Raw genomic sequence first — 21,713 nt, forward strand, 5'->3', positions numbered from 1 at the left:
GCACAAAGTTGGATTAGCGAACATCCGCAATCATTTCAGCCGAGACAACAACTCAATGAGGCGTTGCATGCGCTGGCATCCATGGTCATGAGGGTCGGAATATGAGGGGAAGGGTCAGGTCAGACCCCTCGCCCCCTCGGTCGCAGCCATGAAAAAACCGCCAGCCGAACGAGTCGGACTGGCGGTTTTTTGTCAAGCGAGCAACCGATCAGTGGTTGTGCAGGAAGCTCTTCAGCTTGTCCGAGCGCGATGGCTGGCGCAGCTTGCTCATCGCCTTCGCTTCGATCTGGCGAATCCGCTCGCGCGTGACGTCGAACTGCTTGCCCACTTCTTCCAGCGTGTGGTCGTTCGACATTTCGACGCCGTAACGCATGCGCAGCACCTTCGCTTCGCGCGGGGTCAGCGAATCGAGCACTTCCTTGATGACGTTGCGCATCGACGCGTGCAGCGCGGCGTCGAGCGGCGCCAGGGTCGCGTTGTCCTCGATGAAGTCGCCCAGCTGCGAATCGCCGTCCTCGCCCATCGGCGTTTCCATCGAGATCGGCTCTTTGGCGATCTTCATGATTTCGCGCACTTTGTTTTCCGGCATTTCCATCTTCAGCGCCAAGGTCGCCAGGTCCGGCTCGCTGCCGGTTTCCTGCATGATCTGGCGCGAGATGCGGTTCATCTTGTTGATCGTCTCGATCATGTGCACCGGCACGCGGATCGTGCGCGCCATGTCCGCGATCGAGCGTGTGATGGCCTGGCGAATCCACCAGGTCGCGTAGGTCGAAAACTTGTAGCCGCGGCGGTATTCGAACTTGTCGACCGCCTTCAGCAGGCCGATGTTGCCTTCCTGGATCAGGTCGAGGAACTGCAGGCCGCGGTTGATGTACTTCTTGGCGATCGAAATCACCAGGCGCAAGTTGGCAACGGTCATCTCGCGTTTGGCGTGGCGCGCGCGCTTTTCGCCGGCGGCCATCTGCTTGTTAATCTTGCGCAGGTCGGCCAGCGGCAGCGCCACGCGCGCCTGCAGGGCGATCATGCGCTTCTGGTGTTCCTTGATGGCCGGCACGTTACGGCCCAGCACCGCGCTGTACGGATAGTTGGCGTTGACTTCGCCGTCGACCCAGTCCAGATCGGTTTCGTTGCCCGGAAATACCTTGATGAAGTGCGCGCGCGGCATGCCGCAGCGGTCGACGCAGATTGCCAGCACGGCTTTTTCGATGTGGCGCACTTCGTCCATCTGGTGGCGCAAGGTGTCGCACAGCTTCTCGACCACCTTGGCGGTAAAGCGAATGCCCAGCAGTTCGTTGGAGATCACTTCCTGCGCCTTGACGTAGGGCTTCGAGCCGTAGCCTTCCTTCTCGAACGCCTTCGCCATTTTCTCGAACTGCGCTTCGATCAGGTGGAATTTCTCCAGCGCGCCGCGCTTGAGCTGGTTCAGCTGCTCGGCCGAGAAGCCGGCCGCGCCGCCATTGGCGTCGCCGTCTTCTTCTTCGACTTCCTCGTCGTCTTCCTCATCGTCGTCAGAGGCGGCCACGTGCGGCGCCGGCGTTTGCGGCGTCGACGGCTCGTTCAGGTCAACGAAACCGTCGACCACTTCATCGACCTTGATCTCGTCGCGCTCGATCTTGTGCGACAGCGCGATGATTTCGGCGATCGTCGTCGGGCACGCCGAGATGGCCTGCACCATGTCCTTCAGGCCGCCTTCGATGCGCTTGGCGATTTCGATCTCGCCTTCGCGCGTGAGCAGCGCGACGGCGCCCATTTCGCGCATGTACATGCGGACCGGGTCGGTGGTGCGGCCAAAGTCGGAGTCGACCGTCGACAGCGCGGTGGCGGCGGCAGCTTCGACTTCGTCGTCGCTGGTGGCGGTCGGCACGTTGTCACTCAACATCATCGTGTCGGCGTCAGGGGCGCGCTCGTAGACGGCGATGCCCATGTCGTTGAAGGTGGCGATGATGCCTTCGATCGCCTCCGGATCGACGATATTTTCCGGCAACTGGTCGTTGATCTCGGCGTGGGTCAGGAAGCCGCGGTCCTTGCCCATATTGATCAGGTTCTTGATCTGGTTGCGGCGACGCTCGAGGTCCGCTTCCGAGGTTTTCGGATCGGCCGCCAGCGCGCCGGCCAGGCCGCCCTTGGCCTTGCGCTCTTTCAGTTTCGACACGGCCTTCAGTTCGGCGCGCTCGACCGCGTTGAGGGCGGCCACTTCGTCGTTCTCGGGCGTGAATTCGCTTGGCTTGCGGCCGCGGCGGCCAGGCACCTTGACCGACGGCAGCAGGTAGCCGGACGTGTCGATCGCCGCCAAAGTGGCCGCATCGGTTGTCTGGCTGACCGACTGGCCGCCGGTGATGATCACGGTCGGCTCGACGTCGGTCTTGCGGATGCGCAGCTTGGCCACCTTGGCCGCGACCGGCGCGACAACTTCCTCGGCCACGACCTCGGCCTCCTTGACGGCGGCCAGTTTCGAGACGCGCTTGCGCACGACCGTTGGCGCCGGCGCTGCGTCAGCCTCGAGCGCGTCATCGATCGGCGCCGAATGCGCTTCGGCTGCTGCAGGGGCCTCCGCCAGGCGCGAACGGGTCTTGACGACGGTCACCGGGGCGGCGTCCTCGGTCTCGAGGAAGTACGAGGTCGCAGTTTTCGACACGGCCAGCGGCGCGGCAATTTTGCGCGGTGCCTTCTTGGCGGTCAGTGTCAGGGTCTTGGCGGTGTTCTTGGTCATTAATAACTCTCCAGTCGCGGCGGTGCGCGCCAGCGAAGTCAAAAATCCACCCGAGCCCGAAGTGCCGGGCCCGATGGAAGGTGTTCGGGAATACCCCTACCTGAGGGCGAGGCTGCCCAAAATCAAGCTTGACGGAACGCGGTGGTGCCGAGTGGGGCCGGGCGAAATCGGGCGTGCTGTGATCAAAGTGGCGCTATGCATGGCAGAAAAAAAAAGCCCGATACGGGACCGGGCTTGAATCTATTTTCCTAAGAGAATAGAGGAGACAGGTGCAATTATGCCCGAAGCAAACGCATCACGATAATGAAAAGAACCCATAACCGTTATAACGAAAACTTATACTAAGGGGCAACACCTGTTTCTTCCAAGCTCTCCGGTACGTCTGCGCTGCCTCAAGTTGTGCGCAGAGCAAGGGGCGGATGATACACGATTTCGCCTGGCGTCGCTCGCCGGCGACGACTTCTGCCCCGCCCGCGGCAGTGGCAAAACAACACGTCGTCCAATTGCGGCCGCACATACGAAAGTACCCATGCTATCCTTCCGGTTCCAGCTCTTACAATGAAGTCAATGAATACAACTAGCCCTGTCGAGGAAGTCGTCGACACCCCGGCCCCCGCACCGGCCGCACCGGCGGCAATGAGTGCGCGTACCCTGCTCAAACAACTGCAGCAACAGTTTCCCGCCTTCCGCAATTGCCTGCCGCTTGCCATTGGCATCGACAAGCAGTTGCTGGCGCGCCTGCCCGACCTCGACCGCAAGACCATGCGCGCCGCGCTCGGCATCCACACCGGCTCGCTGCGCTACCTGCGCGCGATGGAGAAAGCGACGGTGCGCTACGACCTCGACGGCGCCGCCGGCGCGGAAGTGACCGACACCCACCGCCTGCACGCCAAGGAAGTCTTGCAGCAGCGCTTCAAGAAAGAAGCCGAGCGCAAAAAGGCCGAGCGCGACGCCGCCCAGGCCGAGGAAGCGAACCGGATGCGCCAGGAAAAGCTGCTGCAACTGGCGTCGAAGTTCTCGCGCACCTAACGGGCTCATGCTGACCGATCAGGAAGAATTGCTGCCGCCTTACGACGGCATCAAGCTGACCGACGTGCGCATGGTCAAGTCCGAGCGCGACGCCGCCGACGCGCTCAAGGCGCTGCTGGCGATGGACGTGCTCGGCTTCGATACCGAATCGAAGCCGACATTCCTGAAAGGCGAAGTGTCGACCGGACCACACCTGGTGCAGCTCGCCACCGACGAGGCAGCCTATCTGTTCCAGATCGGCGCCATGCCGGCCGTCGAGGTGCTCAAGGCGGTGCTCGAATCGACCACGATCCTCAAGGTCGGGTTCGGTTTGTCGGACGACGTCAAGCGCCTGAGGGCCAAGCTCGGCATCGAAACGAGCAACGTGCTCGACCTGTCGACGGCGCTGCGCAAGAACGAGCGCAATACGCTCGGTGCCAAGACGGCCGTTGCGCGCTTTTTCGGCCAGCGGCTGCAAAAATCGAAGAAAATCACCACCACCAATTGGGCGCTGCCGCGGCTGACCGAAAAGCAGATCCTGTACGCGGCCGACGACGCCCATGTCGCGCTGAAAATTTATCGCCGCTGGCGCATTGATCAGGCCGCGCAGTAAAGCCGTCCAGTCAAGGCTCGCACCTGGCCCGCAGCAGCGGGAACTCGACCACACGCTTGACGCCTTTGCGGCGGTTTTCGCGGCCGGCTTGTGCAGCTTCGCCTTCGAGGTCCGCATTGCTTGCTCCGGCATGTGGGTTCGCCGCCATCATCGCGCAGCAATGTGCGGGCATCGTGAAGCCCGCGTGAAGCGTGAACGCGTCCTTATCTTGCCAAACACGTTATCCTTGAGCCTTGGCGCCCCAGCGCGATATTTCCAGCAAAGTTTCCCATGCCCTCCACCGCTAGCACGGCCCGCATCGCCGTCCTGTTGTTCATCGGCGCCCTGCCCGCCTTGGCCGCCGACCGCCCGGCGGTGCTGCCCGATACCATGGCGCAGCGCGTCATTGCCTGCACGTCGTGCCACGCCAAGGACCAGGGGACCGATGCGTTTTTCCCGCGCATCTCGGGCAAGCCGGCCGGCTACCTGTACAACCAGCTGATCAACTTTCGCGAAGGCCGCCGCCAGTATCCCCTGATGACCTACATGGTCGACTACCTGCCCGACGCCTACCTGCGCGAGATCGCCGAGCACTTCGCCGCGCAGCACCTGCCGGCGCCGCCGATCCAGCCGACTGCCGTGTCGCAGGCCGTGCTCGAGCGCGGCAAGCAGCTGGTGCTGCAGGGCGACGCCGCCATCAAGGTGCCCGCCTGCATCGCCTGCCACGGCGAGAAACTGACCGGCGTTGCGCCGGCCATTCCCGGCCTGGCCGGCTTGCCGCGCGATTACGTCAACGCCCAGTTCGGCGCGTGGCGCAACAAGGCGCGCCGCGCCCATGCGCCCGATTGCATGGCCGACATCGCCAATCGCCTGAGCCTGGCCGACGTCGCCGCCATCTCGAGCTGGCTCGGCGCGCGAGCGTTGCCGGCCGATCCGGCGCCGGCCGCCGCCATTGCCCGCCCGCTGCCGCTCGCCTGCGGCAGCGCGCCGGACTGAGACCGCCATGACCGGTAAGATCCTGATCGTTCTCGCCGCCCTGGCGGCCGCCTTGCTGCTGGCCGTGATCGTCGCCTGGCCGCGCGAGCAATTCGTGCCGTCGGCCGCGCCAGCTGCCGTCGCCGCCACGCCGGAAAACATCGCGCGCGGCGCCTACCTCGCCGCCGCCGGCGACTGCATGGCCTGCCACACCGTGCGTGGCGGCGAGCAATACGCCGGTGGCCGGGCGATGGAAACGCCGTTCGGCGCGCTGTACGTGCCGAACATCACGCCCGACCGCGACACCGGCATCGGCGCCTGGAGCGCGGACGATTTCTGGCGCGCGCTGCACAACGGCAAGTCGCGCGATGGCCGCCTGCTGTATCCGGCCTTCCCGTACACCAACTACACGAAGCTCACGCGCGCCGACGCCGATGCGATGTACGCCTTTTTCCGCAGCGTGCCCGCCGTCAAGCGGGCGAACACGCCGCACCGGCTCAACTTCCCGTACAACCAGCAGGTCGCGCTGGCCGGCTGGCGCCTGATGTACTTCACGCCCGGCGTGTTCGAGCCGGTGCCGGCGCAGTCGCCGGCGTGGAATCGCGGCGCCTACCTGGTAGACGGACTCGGCCACTGCAGCGCTTGCCACAGCCCGCGCAACGCCGCCGGCGCCATCGAAGGCGGCCTTGGCGGCGGCCTGATTCCGACCATCGGCTGGTACGCGCCGTCGCTGACGTCCGACGCGGAAGCGGGCCTGGGCAGCTGGGCGGTGCCGGAAATCGTGCAGCTGTTGAAAACCGGCCAGTCGCCGCGCGCCACCGTGTTCGGGCCGATGGCCGAAGTGGTCTTCAAGAGCCTGCAGCACGTCAGCGAACCGGACGTGGCGGCGATGGCGACCTACCTCAAATCGCTGCCCGCCATGCCGGCCCCGGTGCGCGAGCCGATCAAGGGGCAGCAGGTCGACCAGCTTGTAGCGCAAGGCAAGAACCTGTATGACACCCACTGCATCGATTGCCACGGCGCCGACGGCAAAGGCCTGCCGCTGTCCTACCCGCCGCTGGCCGGCAATCGCGCCATCACAATGGATCATTCGGTCAATGCGGTGCGCATCGTGCTCAATGGCGGCTTCGCGCCTGGCACGACCGGCAATCCGCGCCCGTACGGCATGCCGCCGTTCAGCCATGTGCTCGATGACGCCGAGGTGGCCGCGGTGGTGAGCTACATCCGCGCCAGCTGGGGCAACACGGCGCCGCCGGTCAGCAGCGCGGAAGTAAATCGCTACCGCAGCACGCCGCTCGACTAGCGCGATGCGGCCGAAGCGGGGAATCTTTTCGGCCCATGTTGTCAAAATGGAGTCGGCAAGGTCTCAGCGCGGCGTGCGGGCCAGCCCTGCGGCGCGATTGGAGGTGAGAATGAATCATCAAGATGGACTGGCGCCGGCTGAGGCCAGGGTCCCCCGGCGCCGCCATTCCTGGGCCGTGATGACAATTTACGAGCGTTTCGAGCAGATCGTCGCGGCGATTCCGCGCATGGTGATCGCGGTCATCATCGTCGTGGCCCTGGTACAGCTGATCCGCATCGTCTACCTGCTGCCGATCACCCAGTCGCTCAGTCCGCTGTCGCACGAGACGTTCCAGCTCGTCTTCGGGATGATCATGACGCTGCTCATCGCGCTCGAGCTCAAGCATTCGATCATCAAGGTCGTCGTCAGACACGAAAACATAGAGTGCGCCTGGGTCCCACCATGCAACCAGGAGTGCGCATAGTCAAAAGCCGGTGTCAGGTCTGACATTCGGACATTTCGCTCTCGAAATGTCCGAATGTCAGACCTGACACCAGAACTTACACCATGTCGGCAAAGCCGAGACGGTCGGTGGTAGCGTTGCGCGCGTCGTCGACGCTGATCTTGTGCCCCGACAGCAGTACTTCGAGCGACGCATTCATCGTGTGGCAGCCGGCGTCGGTGGTGGCGTTCATGTGCGCGCGGATGCCGGAGATGTTGCCCGTCTCGAGCATGCGCGTCAACGCCGGCCCCGGCGTCAGGCACTCGGTAGCCAGGTGGTAGCGGTTGCCCTCGCTCGACGGCAGCAGCGCCTGGCACAGCACGCCGCGCAACGCATGCGCCAGCGCCTGCGACTGCGCTTCCGAGTTGCCCAGCAGGCGAATCATCTTCTGCAAGCCCAGCTCGGTCGAGCGCGCGTGCAGCGAGGCGAGCACCAGCGGGCCCGATTCGGCCAGCGCCAGCGCTTCCTGCGCCGTCTGCGCATCGCGAATTTCGCCGATGACAATCACGTCCGGACGCTCGCGCAGCGCGTCGAGCGCGCCCAGGTAATAGCTTTCGACGTCGCCGTCGACGCCCACTTCGCGCTGGGTGACGATGCACTTGCGCTGCGGGATCAAGGTCTCGACCGGGTCTTCGATGGTGATGATGTGGCCCGAGCGCTGCTTGTTGATTTCGTCGAGCATCGAGGCGATCGTCGTCGACTTGCCCTGGCAGGTGTCGCCGATGATCAGCACCAGGCCGCTGGTGAGCTTGGCGAATTCCTGCTCGTCGCGATGCAGCCCCAGCTCGGCCAGCGCCACCGGTTCCTTCGGAAAGCGCCGGATCACGCAGCCGAGCCGCTTCTTGCCCTGGAAGGTAAAACAGTTGGCGCGGATGCGCGCCGTGTGCAGGTCGATCGAGCGGTCGAACGCGCGGTCGGCGATCCGCTCCGACCAGTTCGGCTCGATGACTTCGAAGAACTCTTCCAGCTCCTCCTTGGTGATCGGCGAATCGGTCACCGCCACCAGGCCCTTCGGCTGGCGCAGCATCAGCGGGCTGTTCTGGTGGATGATGACGTCGGAAAAGATCAGGCGCGAGTTGAGCAGGTGCAGGATCTGCTCGACCAGCGTGCCGAACACCGGATGGTCTTCATTTTCGACGTACGACAGGGTGCGAATCTGGGAGGACTGGTGGTTTTCCATCGGGCGGTCTCGGCAGGTCAATCAGTGGGTGGCGCCAATTATAAGACGGCCAACAGTAAAAAGATTGCATTATCGAAAGATATTTCTTTGATTTCGCTTGTCAAACCTCTTCGGGAGACGCAGCATGAGCTCACCCGGTCCACATCCCATGGACGCAGCCGTGAACCCTTCGCACCATCACTGGAGTTTCCCGTCGATGATGTGGCTTTCCGCGCTGCTGCTGGCGCCAGGACGGGCCGGGGTCGATGATGGGCCTCACGTCCAGCACCACGCGCGCCGAGATCGTCATCGATGGCGCCGCCCTGGTCGACGTCATCGGCAAGCGCGAGTGCCTGGCGCCGCGTATCACCGTCGAACCCGGTTACCGGCCGTTCGAGGTGCACGTTGCGCGCGAACTGCCGCCGGCGTCGTGTTCGTACCGCCAGGTGTTCGCCGACGAAATGGGCCATGTGAAGGTGGATGCCGACAGCCTGCCCGTCATCGATGAGCGCGTGCGCGCCGCGCGACCAGGGCGTCGCCATGTTGCACGACAACATCAATAGCTGGCTGCCCGCGCTGATCAAGGCCGAAATGGCCGGCGTCGAATCGCGCCAGCGCGCGCTCGACGACCCCGAGGAGACCGAGCGGCTCTCGTCCATGTGCGTGGGCGAGATCAGGCGCCTGATGGGCGGCACATTCTGACGGCGGCGGCAAGCGCCTAGCGGACGCGGTTGCGGTGCCCGGTCTTCAGGTCGAGAGAAAACTTGACGCCGCCATCGGTGACGATCACTTCGTCGGGCGGCTCGTCGCCGGCCAGCGCGCCGGCCACCAGCGGCAGACCTTCGCCCTTGCGCACCAGGTCGTCGCAGCGCTCGTAGACGTTCTTGCAGACGGTGCCGGCCAGCAGCGCCTGCACGATCGGCACCTTCCACGCCTCGACGCCGCCGGCCTGGAATTGGCAAATCAGGTAGCCGTCCTTGCCGCCGAACGATTCGACCAGCAGCCCGGGCAAGCCGTCCGCCTCGGCGTTGACCAGCTTGACGACCTGGTCCGGCCTGGCTTTCTTCGCCGCCGGCGCGCTGTTGGCCAGCGCCGCCTGCACGCGGCCCTTGATCAGCGCATGGTCGACCGGTTGCGCCTCGTCGAACGTCCAGACGCGGGCGCGGATCTGCGACTTCGAATTGTAGGCCGCCCGCGCGAGGAACTTCTTGGCCGACGACTGCACCACGGCGGTCGAGCCGGGCTTCATCTTTTCGTTCGGCTTGCCGTCGACCCTGTCGATGGCGGAGGCGTAAATCCAGGGTTCGCCGGCCAGCAGGCTCTTTTCCTTGCCCTGTTTGATGGTAATGATAAGCATGAGTTTCCAGTGAATTGATGCCGGGCGCCTGCCCGGCCCCGCCATGATACCGCCTTGGAGGCGGGAAAAATGCATTCTGTCCGGCGTTGCCTGCAGTCTGTCGCAAACCGCCGGCGTCCGGCGCCGCGCTTTTCTACTATGGGGTCAGTTACTACAAACAAGGAAAAATCGCCATGAACACTCGCCTGACCCGTCCCCTGAACGCCCTGATGCTCGCCCTGTGCAGCCTTGGCGTCGTCGTTGCCGCCGCAGCCGCGCAAGCGGGCAGCTGGAACGCCGAGCGCGTCAAGGGCAGCGGCCAGGTCAAGACCGAAGCGCGCGCCCTCGGCCACTTCAATGGCGTCGCGCTGGCGCTGCCGGGCAGCGTCGAACTTCGCATCGGCAATACCGAAAGCGTCACCATCGAAACCGACGACAACCTGCTGCCGCTGATCGAGACGGTGGTCGAAAACGGCACCCTGAAGATTCGCGCCTCCAGGCGCAACGTCCATTTGGACACGCGGCGCATGAGGTTCGTGGTGCAGGCCAAGGGCGTCGACACGCTGGCGGTGGACGGCTCCGGCTCGATCAACGCCGACCCGCTGCGCGGCTCGAAGGTCACGGTCGCCATCGGCGGCTCCGGCTCCATCAACGTCAACAGCATCGACAGCGAGTCGCTGTCGGTCAACATCGGCGGCAGCGGCGACCTGAAGGTGCTCGGCGGCGCCGCCAAAAGGCTCAGCGTGTCGATTGCCGGCTCCGGCGACGTCGACATGGGCCGGCTGCACAGCACCGACGCCAGCGTCAACATCGCCGGCTCGGGCGACGCCACCATCGCCGTACGCGACCAGCTGAAAGTGATCATCGCCGGTTCCGGCGACGTCAACTACTACGGCGACCCGCGCGTGAGCACCACGGTCGGTGGCTCGGGCGCCGCCAACAAATTAGCCGGCACTCCACGCTGAATGTCTTAGTGGTGCGCGTGCCCAGCCGCCGGCGCTTTCGGCGCCGCATACGTCAGCGCCTTGACCGGCGCGTCGACGACAACGGTCTCGCGCTTGCCCTGCTGGCGCTCGACCAGCAGCGACAGCGGCACGCTTTCGCCTTCCTTGAGTTGCTTGTTCAGGCCGACGAGCATGATGTGGTAGCCGCCGGAGGCCAGGTTCACCGTTTCGCCGGCCGGCAGGTCGATGCCATCGACTTCGCGCATTTTCATCATCTGGCCGACCATCTCCATCTTGTGGATTTCGACCGACTTGGCCACCGGCGAACTGGCCGACACCAGCCGCGCGGCATCGGCCGAGCGCACATGCATGAAGGCGCCGCTGGACTTTTGCTGCGGCACCGTGGCGCGCACCCAGGGCTCGCTGACGGTGGTCTGGGCAAGCGCGGTGGAGGCAAACGCGATCGAAGCGATCAGCGCGAAGAGTGGCTTTTTCATTGCGGTTCCCGGACAAGTAAATAGACAGATGGTGCAGCGATTATAGCGCAGGCGCTGTCGTGTACTTGCCTGCAGCCGCCAGACGCGAACCACATTCGTCAGCTTGAAAACCGTCATGCTCGCCATTGGCAAACCCGACTTCCCGCGAAGGCGGGCATCGCTACCACTTCTGGTGATCAGCGCTCTTCCTTGTACAGCTCGCGCTCCACCAGCACGGTGTCGACGCTGTCGGTCAGCCAGATCTGGCCGTCCTGGATGGTGCACTGCAGCTGCATGTTCCGGTTCGCCATTTTCTGCAGCTGCACCGCCGCCTCGCTCGGAATGTTGATCACCGACAGATTCTTCGCCCGTTCGAGCTTGTTGGCGATCTGCTTGAACCAGATATGGCTCGTCGCGCCGTAGCTGTACACCACCACCTTCGCGGCGCGCCCGCACGCCTTCAGCAGGCGCTTGTCGTCCGGCTGGCCCACTTCCACCCACAACTCGATCGCGCCGGTCAGGTCTTTCTGCCACAGGTCCGGTTCATCGGTGTCGAACAAGCCCTTGGTAAACGTCAGCGATTCGCTCGCGTTGATGGCGAACGCCAGCAGCCGGATCATCATCCGTTCGTCCGTTTCCGACGGGTGGCGCGCCAAGGTCAGCAAGTGCTGCTGATAGTAGTTGCGGTCCATGTCCGCAATCTGCAGTTCGGCTTTGTAGATTGTCGCTTTAAGTGCCATTGATGCTCGATGAAGGTAAGGTTATTTGAAGACGACAGTCTTGTCGCCGTTTTGCAAAATGCGGTGTTCGACGAACCACTTGACAGCGCGCGCCAGCACCACGCACTCGACGTCGCGCCCGATCGCCGTCAGCGTCTCGGCCGTCATCGCATGGTCGACCCGCTCGACATCTTGCTCGATGATCGGGCCTTCGTCGAGGTCGCCGGTGACGAAGTGCGCCGTCGCGCCGATCAGCTTGACGCCGCGCCGGTGCGCCTGCGCGTACGGCTTGGCGCCCTTGAAACTTGGCAAAAACGAGTGGTGGATGTTGATCGCCTTGCCGGCCATCGCCTCGCACAGCCCCGGCGACAAAATCTGCATGTAGCGCGCCAGCACCACCAGGTCGACGCGGTGGTTGGCCATCAGCTCGAGCACCTTCGCTTCCTGCGCCAGCTTGGCCGCTTCGTCGGCGCCGGTCGCCAGCGGCAGGTGGTGGAACGGGATGTTGTAGCTCGCCGCCAGCTGGTAAAAGTCCATGTGGTTCGACACGATCGCCGGAATTTCGACCGGCAGCAAGCCGCTCTTGTAGCGAAACAGCAGGTCGTTCAGGCAGTGGCCGATCTTCGACACCATCAGCATCACGCGCGGCTTGGCGCGCGCGTCGTGCAGCTGCCACGTCATCTGCATCGGCGCGCACATGGCGGCAAAGCCGCCGCGCAGGCCGGCGTCGCTCACCGCCCCATCTTCCAGCGCGAAATGCACGCGCATGAAAAACAGGTTCGACTCGGCGTCGCCGAACTGGGCCGAGTCGATGATGTTGCAGCCGTGCTCGGCCAGGAAACCGGACACGCGATGGACGATGCCGCGCTGGTCAAGACAGGAAAGGGTCAGGATGTATTCGGGCTGCGTCATGGGCGTCAACGTTGCAAGAAGTGGGTCGGGCAAGCCCGCCATTGTCGCACGCGACGGCGAATTTTCCATCATGGCAAAATAGCACGACCGTGCAATTTACGGTATATTGTTCGCTCCATCCCCCACCAAGGAAGCGCCATGTCCGACACCACCCTGCTGAACCAGCAATTTCGCCTCGCCGCGCGGCCGGTCGGCCTGCCCAAGCCGACCGACTGGCAGATGACGAGCGAAACGGTGCGCGACATCGCCGACGGCGAAATCGTCGTCAAGGCGCTGTACCTGTCGCTCGACCCGGCCATGCGCGGCTGGATGAACGAAGGCAAGTCGTACATCAAGCCGGTCGGCATCGGCGACGTCATGCGCGCCGGCGGCGTCGGCGTGGTGGTGGCGTCGAAGTCGCCGAAGTTCGCCGTCGGCGATCACGTCTCCGGTTCAATCGGCGTGCAGCGCTACTGGGTCGGCGCGGCCGACGACAAGTACGGCGCCTACTTCAAGATCGATCCGGCGATCGCGCCGCTGCCGACCTGGCTCAACACGCTCGGCATGCCCGGCATGACCGGCTACTTCGGCCTGCTCGAAGTGGGCCAGCCGAAAGCGGGCGAAACGGTCGTGGTGTCGGGCGCGGCCGGCGCGGTCGGCCAGACCGTCGGCCAGGTCGCCAAGCAGCTCGGTTGCCGCGTGGTCGGCATTGCCGGCGGCAAGGACAAGTGCGACTTCGTCGTCAAGGAACTCGGCTTCGACGCCTGCATCGACTACAAGGCCGGCGACGTGCGTGCCGGCCTGAAAGAATATTGCCCGAACGGCGTCGACGTGTATTTCGACAATGTCGGCGGCGAGATCCTCGACACCGTCCTCACCCGCATCAACATGCGCGCCCGCATCGTCATCTGCGGCGCCATCTCGCAATACAACAACACCGCGCCGGTCAAGGGTCCGTCGAACTACCTGTCGCTGCTGGTGAACCGCGCGCGCATGGAAGGCATCGTCGTGTTCGATTACGCCGACCGTTACCCCCTGGGCGTGGCGGCGATCGGCAAGTGGCTCAAGGAAGGCAACTTCAAGAGCCGCGAGGACGTCGTTGAAGGCCTGGAGAATTTCCCCGACGCGCTGCTGATGCTGTTTACCGGAAAAAACTTCGGCAAGCTCGTACTCAAGCTCGCCGACGCTTAGCCAGCCCCTTCACCGATCCGCACCACTCGCTTGAAAAGGTCTGACCTATAGGTCAGACCACCGCAGCACCCGCATCGTTCCCGCTTCGCTGCCCTCGCTTGACCTATCTCACTCGCAGCTCGAATTGCCTGAACTTGGCGCGTCAGTCGACGTCTATTTGAAGTCCATTCCTGGGCACGCGCATCGCTGCCATGCGGCGCTCTTTTCCGACCGACTGAAGCTGAGGACAACATGCAATTATTCAACGACAACCCCGCCCTGCGTGCGCAACTCGAATCGCAGGTCGACTTCATGACCGAATTTGCCCAGCGGGCCTACGACGCCATGCGCCAGCTGAGCGACATCAACCTGAAACTGGCGCGCCAGTGCACCGAAAGCGCGTTGTACACCGGCCGTGAACTGCTCTCGTGCAGCGACCCGGCCAAGTTTGTCGAGACGGCGATGAAGCAGGTGCCGCCGGCCAACGAGCGCATGCGCGCCTACCATCAGCAGCTGCTCGGCGTCATCGCCGGCGCCCAGCAGGACTTCACGCGCGCGGCCGAAGCGCACATTCCGGAAGCGAGCCGCTACGCCCGCGCGGCCGGCGGCGATGTGCCGGACGACGCCAGCGGCGCCATGCACTGACCGCCACTACCACGCACATCAGGAGCTCACCATGAAACGCAAACAGACAGACGGCGCAGCCACTGCACTCGAGCTGCTCAGGGCCGACCACGACAGGGTCAAGACCATGTTCCGCGAGTTCGACACGCTCAAGGGCAAGGACGACGACGATCGCCGCAAGACCGAACTGGTCGACGAAATCTGCTACGAGCTGACGTTGCACGCGATGCTCGAAGAAGAGATCTTCTACCCGGTGCTGCGCAGCGCGATCGATGACGACGAACTGCTCGACGAGGCCGACATCGAGCACGCCGGCGCACGCGAGCTGATCGGACAGCTCGAAGTGATGATGCCCGGCGACGACCACTTCGACGCCACCGTCACCGTGCTCGGCGAAGAAGTCGCGCACCACATCGACAAAGAAGAGAGCGAATTGTTCGACGCGGCGCGCAACGCCGGCATCGACCTCGACGACCTTGGCGAGCAGCTCGCGTCGCGCAAGGAAGAACTTGAGGAAGACTTGTCGTCGCCGCCGTCGACGATCGACGCGATGGCGCCGCACGAAGGGGCGCGCCGCCAGCCGCGCGCCCCGAACTAGGGCGGAACTAAAGGCCTTCCCCTACCTCTAAATCCACGAGCGCATCAATGCGCGCGCCCGGCGCGGGACCATCCCCCCGGTTTTCAGCACAGTGTGCACACCAGGAGATCGACATGGCGACAAGCAAAGACAGTAGCGGTGGCAAAGGCGCCACCTCGGGCGGCAACGCCCAGAAAAGCGGAACGGCCAAGCGCGGCTTTGCCGCAATGGACCACAACCAGCAGCGGGAGATCGCCAGCAAGGGTGGCCAGGCCGCACACCAGAAAGGAACCGCGCACGAATTCGACTCGGAAGAAGCGCGTCGGGCCGGACAAAAAGGCGGCGAGGCGGTCAGCCGCGACCGTGAACACATGGCCGACATCGGCCGCAAAGGCGGCGAGAGCCGGCAGTCGGCCAACCGCGCCGCCGCCGCGGCAGCTGCCGCCGCCAACGCACCGAAAGGCAACCGCCAAGGCAACAAGGAGGAATAGGCCTGTGCTGCAGGCGCCTTCGCGCCGGCATGCCGGACCGGCATCGCTTTGAATAACGTGTCACGTTGCATTGCTGCTGCTGCGATCAGCTAGTCGTATCCGCTATTTGCGCCGGGCCGGGAAGCGCTCTTCCGCGCCCGGCATTTTTCCCGCCCGCCCCACCGGCGCCGACGCGATGTGGTACATTCGCCGGCCTATGCCTACACTGAAATACCTCAGCGCCTACTCGGAGCAGACCCGCGCCCAGGTGGCGCAGCTGATCGCCGACGACAAGCTCGCCGCCGTGCTGCGCCAGCGCTATCCGCACGCGCACGCGATCCGCACCGACAAGGCGCTGTTCGACTACGTGCAGGACCTGAAGTCAGAGTTCCTGCGCCACGCCGAGCCGATCAGCAAGGTCGCGTTCGACAACAAGATCCAGGTGATCCAGCACGCGCTCGGGCTGCACACGTCGATCTCGCGGGTACAAGGCAGCAAGCTCAAAGCCAAGCACGAGATCCGCATCGCCACCGTCTTCAAGACCGTGCCGCTCGAAATGCTGCGCATGATCGCCGTGCACGAACTGGCGCACGTGAAGGAAAAGCAGCACGACAAGACGTTCTACAAGCTGTGCTGCCACATGGAGCCGCAGTACCACCAGTACGAATTTGACTTGCGCCTGGCTCTCACCGTGCTCGACACGTCGGGCGAGCGCCTGTGGAGCTGACGCGGGTTGTATCCATTTTGCAACATTGAGTGAACTTTGGCAATTCAGACTTTGCTTCGTGTATGCAATAGCTAGTCGGCGGTGTCCTCTTCGTGTCCCATGCAATGCGCACAACGATCCCGTCACAATCTTAGGACGACCCTTCGCGCCGCTTGAATTACCGCTGCGCGAGGGCGCAAGTTTTCGCCCCACCTGTCCTGATGAGAACATTTCAATGCACGTTAAGCAACCGGCAGAGCTCCGAATAACCGCCAGCGCCAGAGGCCCGCGGCCAGTTCTGCGTTTCGGCGCGGCCCTGATCGGTTTCGCCTGCGCGGCGTGCGCCCACGCCGACGAGCTGGCGAAACCGGCATGGTCGTTCAGCGGTTTTGGCAGCGCCGGCGTGGCGTACTCGAACCATGCCCACGCTGACTACATCACGTCGGCACTCAAGCCCGACGGCGTCGGCGCGAGCGGCCGCTGGAGCACCAGCCTCGACAGCCGGCTCGGTGCGCAACTCAATTACACGGCAAACGACCAGTGGTCCGCCGTGGTGCAGGCCGTCACCGAACAGCGCCTCGACAACAGCTACCGGCCGGTCATCGAATGGGCCAACGTCAAGTACCAGGCCAGTGCCGACCTGGCGCTGCGGGTCGGGCGCATCGCGCTGCCGATGTTCCTGGCAGCCGACTACCGCAAGGTCGGCTACGCTCTGCCCTGGGCGCGCTCGCCGGTGGAAGTGTATGGCGTCATCCCGCTCACCAGCAGCGACGGCATCGACGCGACCTACCGTTTCAACCGCGGCGCGGTCAAGAACGTCACCCAGGTGTTTTTCGGCCAGACCCGCCTGGCACTACCGGCCGGCGGCGCCATCGAGGCGAAGCGGCTGGCCGGTTTTGCCAACACCACCGAATACGGCGCCGCCAGCGTGCGCGTGAGCATGCTGCGCACCGATCTGACGATTGACATCCTGCGCGACCTGTTCGACGGCCTGCGCCAGTTCGGCCCGCAAGGCGCTGGCCTGGCTGAGCGTTACGCGCTCGACAACAAACAGGTGACCGCGCTTAGCGTCGGCGCCAACTACGATCCGGGCCGCTGGTTCGTCATGAGCGAAGTGGGGCGCATGCGCACGCGCTCCCTGCTCGGCGACACGACCGGACTGTACGCCACGGCCGGCTACCGTCTGGGCGCCTTCACGCCCTACGTCGCCTATGCGCGCGTCAAGGCCGACAGCGCCACCACCGAGCGTGGCCTCGATCTGTCGCGTTTGCCGCCGGCCGCGGCGCGCGCCGGCACCATCCTCAATGGCAGCTTGAACGCGCTGCTGACGACCGTTCCGGCGCAGCGCACGATCAGCATCGGCGCCCGCTGGGACTGTGGCACCGACGTCGCACTCAAGCTTCAGCTCGATCGCGCGACCCCGCAGGACGGCTCGCGCGGCACCTTCACCAATGTCCAGCCAGGCTTTCGCTCCGGCAGCGCCGTGAACGTCGCGAGCGCGCTGCTTGACTTTGTTTTCTAAGAGGGCGCCGATGAAATTTCCCTCCCTGCGGCACCTGCTGTTTCCTGTCGTGCTGGCGTTGCTCTCCCCTGGCGCCAACGCCGGCGAGCTGGTCGTGATCGTCTCGGCCAAGAGTCCGGTGGCGGCGCTGCGCGCCGACCAGGTCGCCGATATCTTTCTCGGCCAGGTCGGCCGCTTCCCCGACGGCGGCGAGGCCGTCGCCCTCGACCAGGGCATCGGCTCGGCCCAGCGCGACGAGTTCTACACCAAGGTGGCGGCCAAGACGCCGGCGCTGGTGAAGGCGTACTGGAGCAAGATGATCTTCACCGGCCGCGGCCAACCGCCGCGCGAAGCGCCCAGCAGCGCGGCAATTCGCAAGCTCGTGGCCGACAATCCGTCGCTGATCGGTTACATCGACAGGTCCGCGCTGGACGCGTCGGTGAAACCGGTGCTGGCGCTGCACTGACCGACGCATGCAAGCGGCCAAATCGGTGGGCGCCGTGTCGACCAGCGCGCCAGCGCTGTTCCCGGCATTGCTGCGGCGCTGGCTCGGCCGCGGCCTCGAGACCCACATCTCGCTGCCGCTGTTCGCCTTGCCGCTGCTGGCAGCGATCTGGATGGTCACCAGCCATTTCGTGCGCATCGAGCAGGCCGCCGCCCATAATGCGGCGCGCGATTCGGTGCGCGAACTGATCGATACCTATGAAGCGCAACTGGCGCGCAACCTGGGCGGCATCGACCAGACGCTGAAGGTGCTCAAGTACGTCGTCGAACTCAAAGGCGCCGGCGCCGCCCTGCCGACGCTGAACGAAAAGGGCTTGCTGCCCTCCGGCCTGGTGTTCGTCGTCGCCATCGCCGACCGCGACGGCATGGTGCTGGCGAGCAATCCGCCGGCGCCGCCGTCCAAGCTGTCGGGCGACAGCTTTTTCAAGTTCCACCGCAACAGCGACAGCGACACCGTGTTTGTCAGCGAAACGCTGCGCGACGCCGGCAAGAACGAGGGGCACATGCATTTCACGCGCCGCCTCAACGACGCCGACGGGCGCTTCGCCGGCATCGTCATCGTCGAAGCCGATCCGGTCTACTTCACCAGCGGCTACGAGCGGTCGCGCCAGGGCGAGCGGGGCGTGCTGGCCATGATCGGCGCCGATGGCGTGATGCGAGCGATGCGCAGCGGCGACAAGGTCAGCTGGGGTCAGACGACCCGACTTGCCGCGGTCGAGAGCACTGCCACGCCAGTCGCCAGCCCATGGGACGGCGTGGCGCGCTACATCAGCGTGCGGCCGCTGCACGGCTTCCCCCTCAGCGCGATGGTCGCGCTCGACCGTGACGAACAGGTCGCCCCGTTCGACCTGCGCGGGCGCACCTACCTGTGGGGCGCGGCAATCGGCAGCGTCCTGCTGGTGCTGATCGTGACCTTGGTGTGCCTGTGGTCGTGGCAACTGACGCGCACCCAGCGCCGCAGCAGGCGCGCGCAGGAGACCTTCGCCGCCGCTTCCGAAGCGAGCCTGGATGCGTTTTTCGTCATGCGCAGCGTGCGCGACCATAGCGGCGCGATCGTCGACTTCAGCATCGAGGCGATCAACGGGCGCGCCGAGCTGCTCACTGGGCGCAGCCGCACATCGCTGATCGGCTCTACCGTCCTGGCGCTGATGCCGAGCTACCGCCAGAACGGCATCTTCGACGACCTGGTCGATGCCGTTCGCTCCGGCGGCATGCGCGAAGCCGAATGGAGCGGCGGGACGGCGCGCACCGGCAACATGTGGATGCACCGCCAGGTGGTGGCGGTGGAAGACGGCTTGGTGGCAATCGTGCGCGACATTACCGAGCGCAAGCTGGCCGAGCAACGCATTTACCACATGGCCCACCACGACGAGCTGACCGGCCTGCCCAACCGCAGCCTGATCCGCGATCGCCTCGACCAGGCCATCTTGCATGCCCAGCGCAAGAGCCGCTGCGTGGCGGTCGCCTTCATCGACCTCGACAGCTTCAAGCTCGTCAACGACGGCCTCGGCCACAACGCCGGCGACGCGCTGCTGCAAGTGGTCGGCGCCCGCATGCAAAGCTGCCTGCGGGCCGACGACACGGTCGGCCGCTTCGGCGGCGACGAATTTGTCATCATCCTCGCCGACCTTGGCGACGACGCGCTGGTGATCGTGCAGGTGCTCGAGAACATCCGCCAGGCGGTGACGCGCCCGATGCAGCTCGGCGGCCAGGAAGTGCAGGTATCGTGCAGCACGGGCGTGGCGATGTATCCGCGCGACGGCGCCGAGCCGAACACGCTGATGATGAACGCCGACGCCGCCATGTACCGCGCCAAGGAGACGGGCAACAACCGCCTGCTGTTCTACACCCGGGAAATGAACGCCCGCGTGGAAGAAAAGCTGTTGCTGCTCGAAGGGCTGCGCAACGCCATCGAGCAACAGCAGTTCAGCCTGCTGTACCAGCCGAAGGTCGACCTTCGCAGCGGCCTCATTTTCGGCGTCGAGGCGCTGATCCGATGGCACCACCCGGAACACGGAATGATCTCGCCATTGCGCTTCATCGGCCTGGCCGAGGAAAGCGGCCTGATTGTCGCCATCGGCGACTGGGTGCTGCGCACCGCGTGCCACCAGAACATGGCGTGGCGCGTCGCCGGACTGGCGCCGATCAGCATGTCGGTCAACGTTTCGCCGCGCCAGTTCGAGGAGCTGCGACTGGTCGAGCGTGTCGCCCTTGCGCTCGAGGACAGCATGCTGCCGGCCGACGGGCTCGAACTGGAAGTGACGGAAAGCCTGATCATGCGCGACCTGGCGCAGTCGGTCGGCAAGATGGGCGAACTGAAGGCGATGGGCATCTCGCTGTCGATCGACGATTTCGGCACCGGCTATTCGAGCCTGTCCGCGCTCAAGTCTTTCCCCATCAGCAGCCTGAAGATCGATAAGTCGTTCGTCAGCGAACTGGCCGACAATGCCGACGACCAGGCTATTGCGATGGCGGTCATCTCGCTCGGCCACAAGCTGAACCTGCGCGTCATCGCTGAAGGCGTCGAGACCGAACAGCAGCGCGACTTTTTGCGCCGCAACGACTGTGACGAGATGCAGGGGTACCTGTTCAGCCGTCCGCTGCCGCCGGACGCCGTGGCCGACATGCTGCGCGCTCAGACGCTGCAGTCGGCCGAGCAGCTGTGCGATGTGGCAGGCGCATGACTTGCGGCGCCGGCTGCTGCGGCTGCTCACGGGCGACGATCCGAAACTGCGCCGCCTGCTCGGCTACTGGGCGGCGACGGGCGTGTTCTACATGTTCACCATGTGGCTGATGTAGCTGCAGATACGGATTGGGAACGTCGAGCGCGAAGCGGGCACCGCGCGCATCGGGTTCGGCACGGCGTGCGTGGCCGCTTGCTATGCGATGATCCGCGCCAGCCACGCGCTGCGCATCGCGCCGTCGGTGATGGCGGCCTTGCAGGCGCTCATTGCGTTTGGCTGCAACGCGGCAAGCTATGCGATCACCGGACCGATTCGCGGCGCCACGCTGATGCTGCCGCTGGTGATGATCGTGTCCTGCACCTTTTCGCTGCGACCGCGTCAGACGCTGGCGCCGTGCGGTGCCACCACCGCCATGTCCGGCGCGACCATGGACTGGCTGGTGGCAAGCGATCCGCTGCATTTTCCGCTGGACGTCGAAATCGTCCACTTCGCGCTGGTCGCCGCGTCGCTGCTGGAGCTGTCGCAGCTGACGGGCGAAATGGGCAAGCTGCGGGTGCGCCTGAAGCGCCAGAAGGAGGAACTGCTGGCGGCGGTGGCGGCGAGCAGTTTTTGCTGATGCTGCCCAGAACCACGCCGGCCGACGCCACGGCCGTGCTGCAGCGGATGGCCGAGCGCGTGCGCACGATGCGCATCGGCGAACTCGATGGCGAACTGACGGTGACGTTTTCGACCGGCCTGGCCGAGCGCAGCGCCGACGAGCCGTTCGCCGGCACCATCTCGCGCGCCGACCGCGCGCTGTACATCGCCAAGGCGTCGGGGCGCAACCAGGTGATCCCGATCGAGGCGCCGGCCGCTTAGTTCACGCAACGTCGTTAGAGATAAG

Annotated in this window: 25 protein-coding genes; 19 read left to right on the forward strand and 6 right to left on the reverse strand. The window is 64.8% G+C overall.

From position 1 onward, the window contains the following. Positions 1–208: 208 nt before the first annotated feature. A complete protein-coding gene (gene rpoD / locus ACP7DD_RS18730; RefSeq protein WP_426176314.1) occupies positions 209–2,710 on the reverse strand; it encodes an RNA polymerase sigma factor RpoD in 2,502 nt (833 codons plus the stop codon). Positions 2,711–3,277: 567 nt separating this feature from the next. Here rpoD and ACP7DD_RS18735 point away from each other — a divergent pair. The 5 genes from ACP7DD_RS18735 (at position 3,278) to ACP7DD_RS18755 (ending at position 7,051) form a co-directional block, all read left to right on the forward strand. Further along, positions 3,278–3,739, forward strand: a complete 462-nt coding sequence (locus ACP7DD_RS18735; RefSeq protein ID WP_426176315.1) for a ProQ/FINO family protein — start codon at positions 3,278–3,280, stop codon at positions 3,737–3,739. A 7-nt stretch (positions 3,740–3,746) separates the two neighbouring features. After that, entirely contained in the window at positions 3,747–4,331 is a 585-nt protein-coding gene (locus tag ACP7DD_RS18740; protein WP_426176316.1) for a 3'-5' exonuclease, read from the forward strand. A 270-nt stretch (positions 4,332–4,601) separates the two neighbouring features. Then, a complete protein-coding gene (locus ACP7DD_RS18745; protein ID WP_426176317.1) occupies positions 4,602–5,306 on the forward strand; it encodes a c-type cytochrome in 705 nt (234 codons plus the stop codon). Between the two features lie 7 nt (positions 5,307–5,313). After that, on the forward strand, positions 5,314–6,588 hold the full coding sequence (locus ACP7DD_RS18750; RefSeq protein WP_426176318.1) for a c-type cytochrome: 1,275 nt from the start codon (positions 5,314–5,316) through the stop codon (positions 6,586–6,588). Between the two features lie 109 nt (positions 6,589–6,697). Further along, on the forward strand, positions 6,698–7,051 hold the full coding sequence (locus ACP7DD_RS18755) for a phosphate-starvation-inducible PsiE family protein (protein WP_426176319.1): 354 nt from the start codon (positions 6,698–6,700) through the stop codon (positions 7,049–7,051). A 76-nt stretch (positions 7,052–7,127) separates the two neighbouring features. On the opposite strand, the gene ACP7DD_RS18760 is transcribed toward ACP7DD_RS18755, so the two are convergent. Next, on the reverse strand, positions 7,128–8,249 hold the full coding sequence (locus tag ACP7DD_RS18760; RefSeq protein ID WP_426176320.1) for a type IV pilus twitching motility protein PilT: 1,122 nt from the start codon (positions 8,247–8,249) through the stop codon (positions 7,128–7,130). Positions 8,250–8,494: 245 nt separating this feature from the next. On the opposite strand from ACP7DD_RS18760, the gene ACP7DD_RS18765 reads away from it, so the two are divergent. Further along, entirely contained in the window at positions 8,495–8,791 is a 297-nt protein-coding gene (locus ACP7DD_RS18765) for a hypothetical protein (protein ID WP_426176321.1), read from the forward strand. Beyond that, positions 8,769–8,930: a hypothetical protein gene (locus tag ACP7DD_RS18770; protein WP_426176322.1), complete on the forward strand. Its 162-nt coding sequence runs from the start codon at positions 8,769–8,771 to the stop codon at positions 8,928–8,930. Before ACP7DD_RS18765 ends, ACP7DD_RS18770 begins: the two co-directional genes overlap by 23 nt. 16 nt (positions 8,931–8,946) lie before the next feature. On the opposite strand, the gene ACP7DD_RS18775 is transcribed toward ACP7DD_RS18770, so the two are convergent. Further along, a complete protein-coding gene (locus ACP7DD_RS18775) occupies positions 8,947–9,585 on the reverse strand; it encodes an SAM-dependent methyltransferase (protein WP_426176323.1) in 639 nt (212 codons plus the stop codon). Between the two features lie 173 nt (positions 9,586–9,758). Between ACP7DD_RS18775 and ACP7DD_RS18780 the strand changes: the two genes are divergently transcribed. Continuing rightward, positions 9,759–10,529: a head GIN domain-containing protein gene (locus ACP7DD_RS18780; protein WP_426176324.1), complete on the forward strand. Its 771-nt coding sequence runs from the start codon at positions 9,759–9,761 to the stop codon at positions 10,527–10,529. A gap of 5 nt (positions 10,530–10,534) precedes the next feature. Here the strand turns inward: ACP7DD_RS18780 and ACP7DD_RS18785 are convergent, their stop codons facing one another. The 3 genes from ACP7DD_RS18785 to purU form a co-directional block, all read right to left on the reverse strand. Next, the gene (locus ACP7DD_RS18785; RefSeq protein ID WP_426176325.1) at positions 10,535–11,005 is read right to left on the reverse strand and encodes a copper chaperone PCu(A)C; all 471 of its coding nucleotides are present in this window, start codon (positions 11,003–11,005) and stop codon (positions 10,535–10,537) included. A 176-nt stretch (positions 11,006–11,181) separates the two neighbouring features. Next, complete coding sequence (locus tag ACP7DD_RS18790) at positions 11,182–11,724, reverse strand: YaeQ family protein (protein WP_426176326.1); 543 nt, start codon at positions 11,722–11,724, stop codon at positions 11,182–11,184. A 21-nt stretch (positions 11,725–11,745) separates the two neighbouring features. Beyond that, positions 11,746–12,615, reverse strand: coding sequence for a formyltetrahydrofolate deformylase (gene purU, locus ACP7DD_RS18795; RefSeq protein WP_426176327.1), 870 nt, complete (start codon positions 12,613–12,615; stop codon positions 11,746–11,748). Between the two features lie 138 nt (positions 12,616–12,753). Between purU and ACP7DD_RS18800 the strand changes: the two genes are divergently transcribed. From ACP7DD_RS18800 to ACP7DD_RS18850, 11 genes are all read left to right on the forward strand, one after another. Continuing rightward, complete coding sequence (locus ACP7DD_RS18800; protein WP_426176328.1) at positions 12,754–13,785, forward strand: NADP-dependent oxidoreductase; 1,032 nt, start codon at positions 12,754–12,756, stop codon at positions 13,783–13,785. Positions 13,786–14,016: 231 nt separating this feature from the next. Continuing rightward, positions 14,017–14,409 carry a phasin family protein gene (locus ACP7DD_RS18805; RefSeq protein ID WP_426176329.1) on the forward strand — a complete coding sequence of 131 codons (393 nt, stop codon included), beginning with the start codon at positions 14,017–14,019 and terminating at the stop codon, positions 14,407–14,409. A 31-nt stretch (positions 14,410–14,440) separates the two neighbouring features. Next, positions 14,441–14,986 (forward strand): hemerythrin domain-containing protein, encoded by a 546-nt coding sequence (locus ACP7DD_RS18810; protein WP_426176330.1) that lies wholly within the window; start codon positions 14,441–14,443, stop codon positions 14,984–14,986. Between the two features lie 113 nt (positions 14,987–15,099). After that, the gene (locus ACP7DD_RS18815) at positions 15,100–15,456 is read left to right on the forward strand and encodes a KGG domain-containing protein (protein WP_426176331.1); all 357 of its coding nucleotides are present in this window, start codon (positions 15,100–15,102) and stop codon (positions 15,454–15,456) included. A 196-nt stretch (positions 15,457–15,652) separates the two neighbouring features. Beyond that, positions 15,653–16,162: a YgjP-like metallopeptidase domain-containing protein gene (locus ACP7DD_RS18820; RefSeq protein WP_426176332.1), complete on the forward strand. Its 510-nt coding sequence runs from the start codon at positions 15,653–15,655 to the stop codon at positions 16,160–16,162. 214 nt (positions 16,163–16,376) lie between these two features. After that, the gene (locus ACP7DD_RS18825; protein WP_426176333.1) at positions 16,377–17,663 is read left to right on the forward strand and encodes a porin; all 1,287 of its coding nucleotides are present in this window, start codon (positions 16,377–16,379) and stop codon (positions 17,661–17,663) included. A 10-nt stretch (positions 17,664–17,673) separates the two neighbouring features. Continuing rightward, positions 17,674–18,108 (forward strand): phosphate ABC transporter substrate-binding protein, encoded by a 435-nt coding sequence (locus ACP7DD_RS18830; protein ID WP_426176334.1) that lies wholly within the window; start codon positions 17,674–17,676, stop codon positions 18,106–18,108. Between the two features lie 7 nt (positions 18,109–18,115). Beyond that, complete coding sequence (locus ACP7DD_RS18835; RefSeq protein ID WP_426176335.1) at positions 18,116–20,830, forward strand: bifunctional diguanylate cyclase/phosphodiesterase; 2,715 nt, start codon at positions 18,116–18,118, stop codon at positions 20,828–20,830. Next, positions 20,814–20,945, forward strand: coding sequence for a hypothetical protein (locus ACP7DD_RS18840; RefSeq protein ID WP_426176336.1), 132 nt, complete (start codon positions 20,814–20,816; stop codon positions 20,943–20,945). The genes ACP7DD_RS18835 and ACP7DD_RS18840 overlap by 17 nt, the downstream gene beginning before the upstream one ends. A 69-nt stretch (positions 20,946–21,014) precedes the next feature. Continuing rightward, a complete protein-coding gene (locus ACP7DD_RS18845) occupies positions 21,015–21,446 on the forward strand; it encodes a hypothetical protein (RefSeq protein ID WP_426176337.1) in 432 nt (143 codons plus the stop codon). Then, a complete protein-coding gene (locus tag ACP7DD_RS18850) occupies positions 21,446–21,688 on the forward strand; it encodes a diguanylate cyclase domain-containing protein (RefSeq protein WP_426176338.1) in 243 nt (80 codons plus the stop codon). The genes ACP7DD_RS18845 and ACP7DD_RS18850 overlap by 1 nt, the downstream gene beginning before the upstream one ends. The last annotated feature ends 25 nt before the right edge of the window (positions 21,689–21,713 follow it).

It is taken from the genome of Massilia sp. TWR1-2-2, from assembly GCF_049897565.1.
Taxonomy (GTDB): Bacteria; Pseudomonadota; Gammaproteobacteria; order Burkholderiales; family Burkholderiaceae_D; genus JAFCUW01.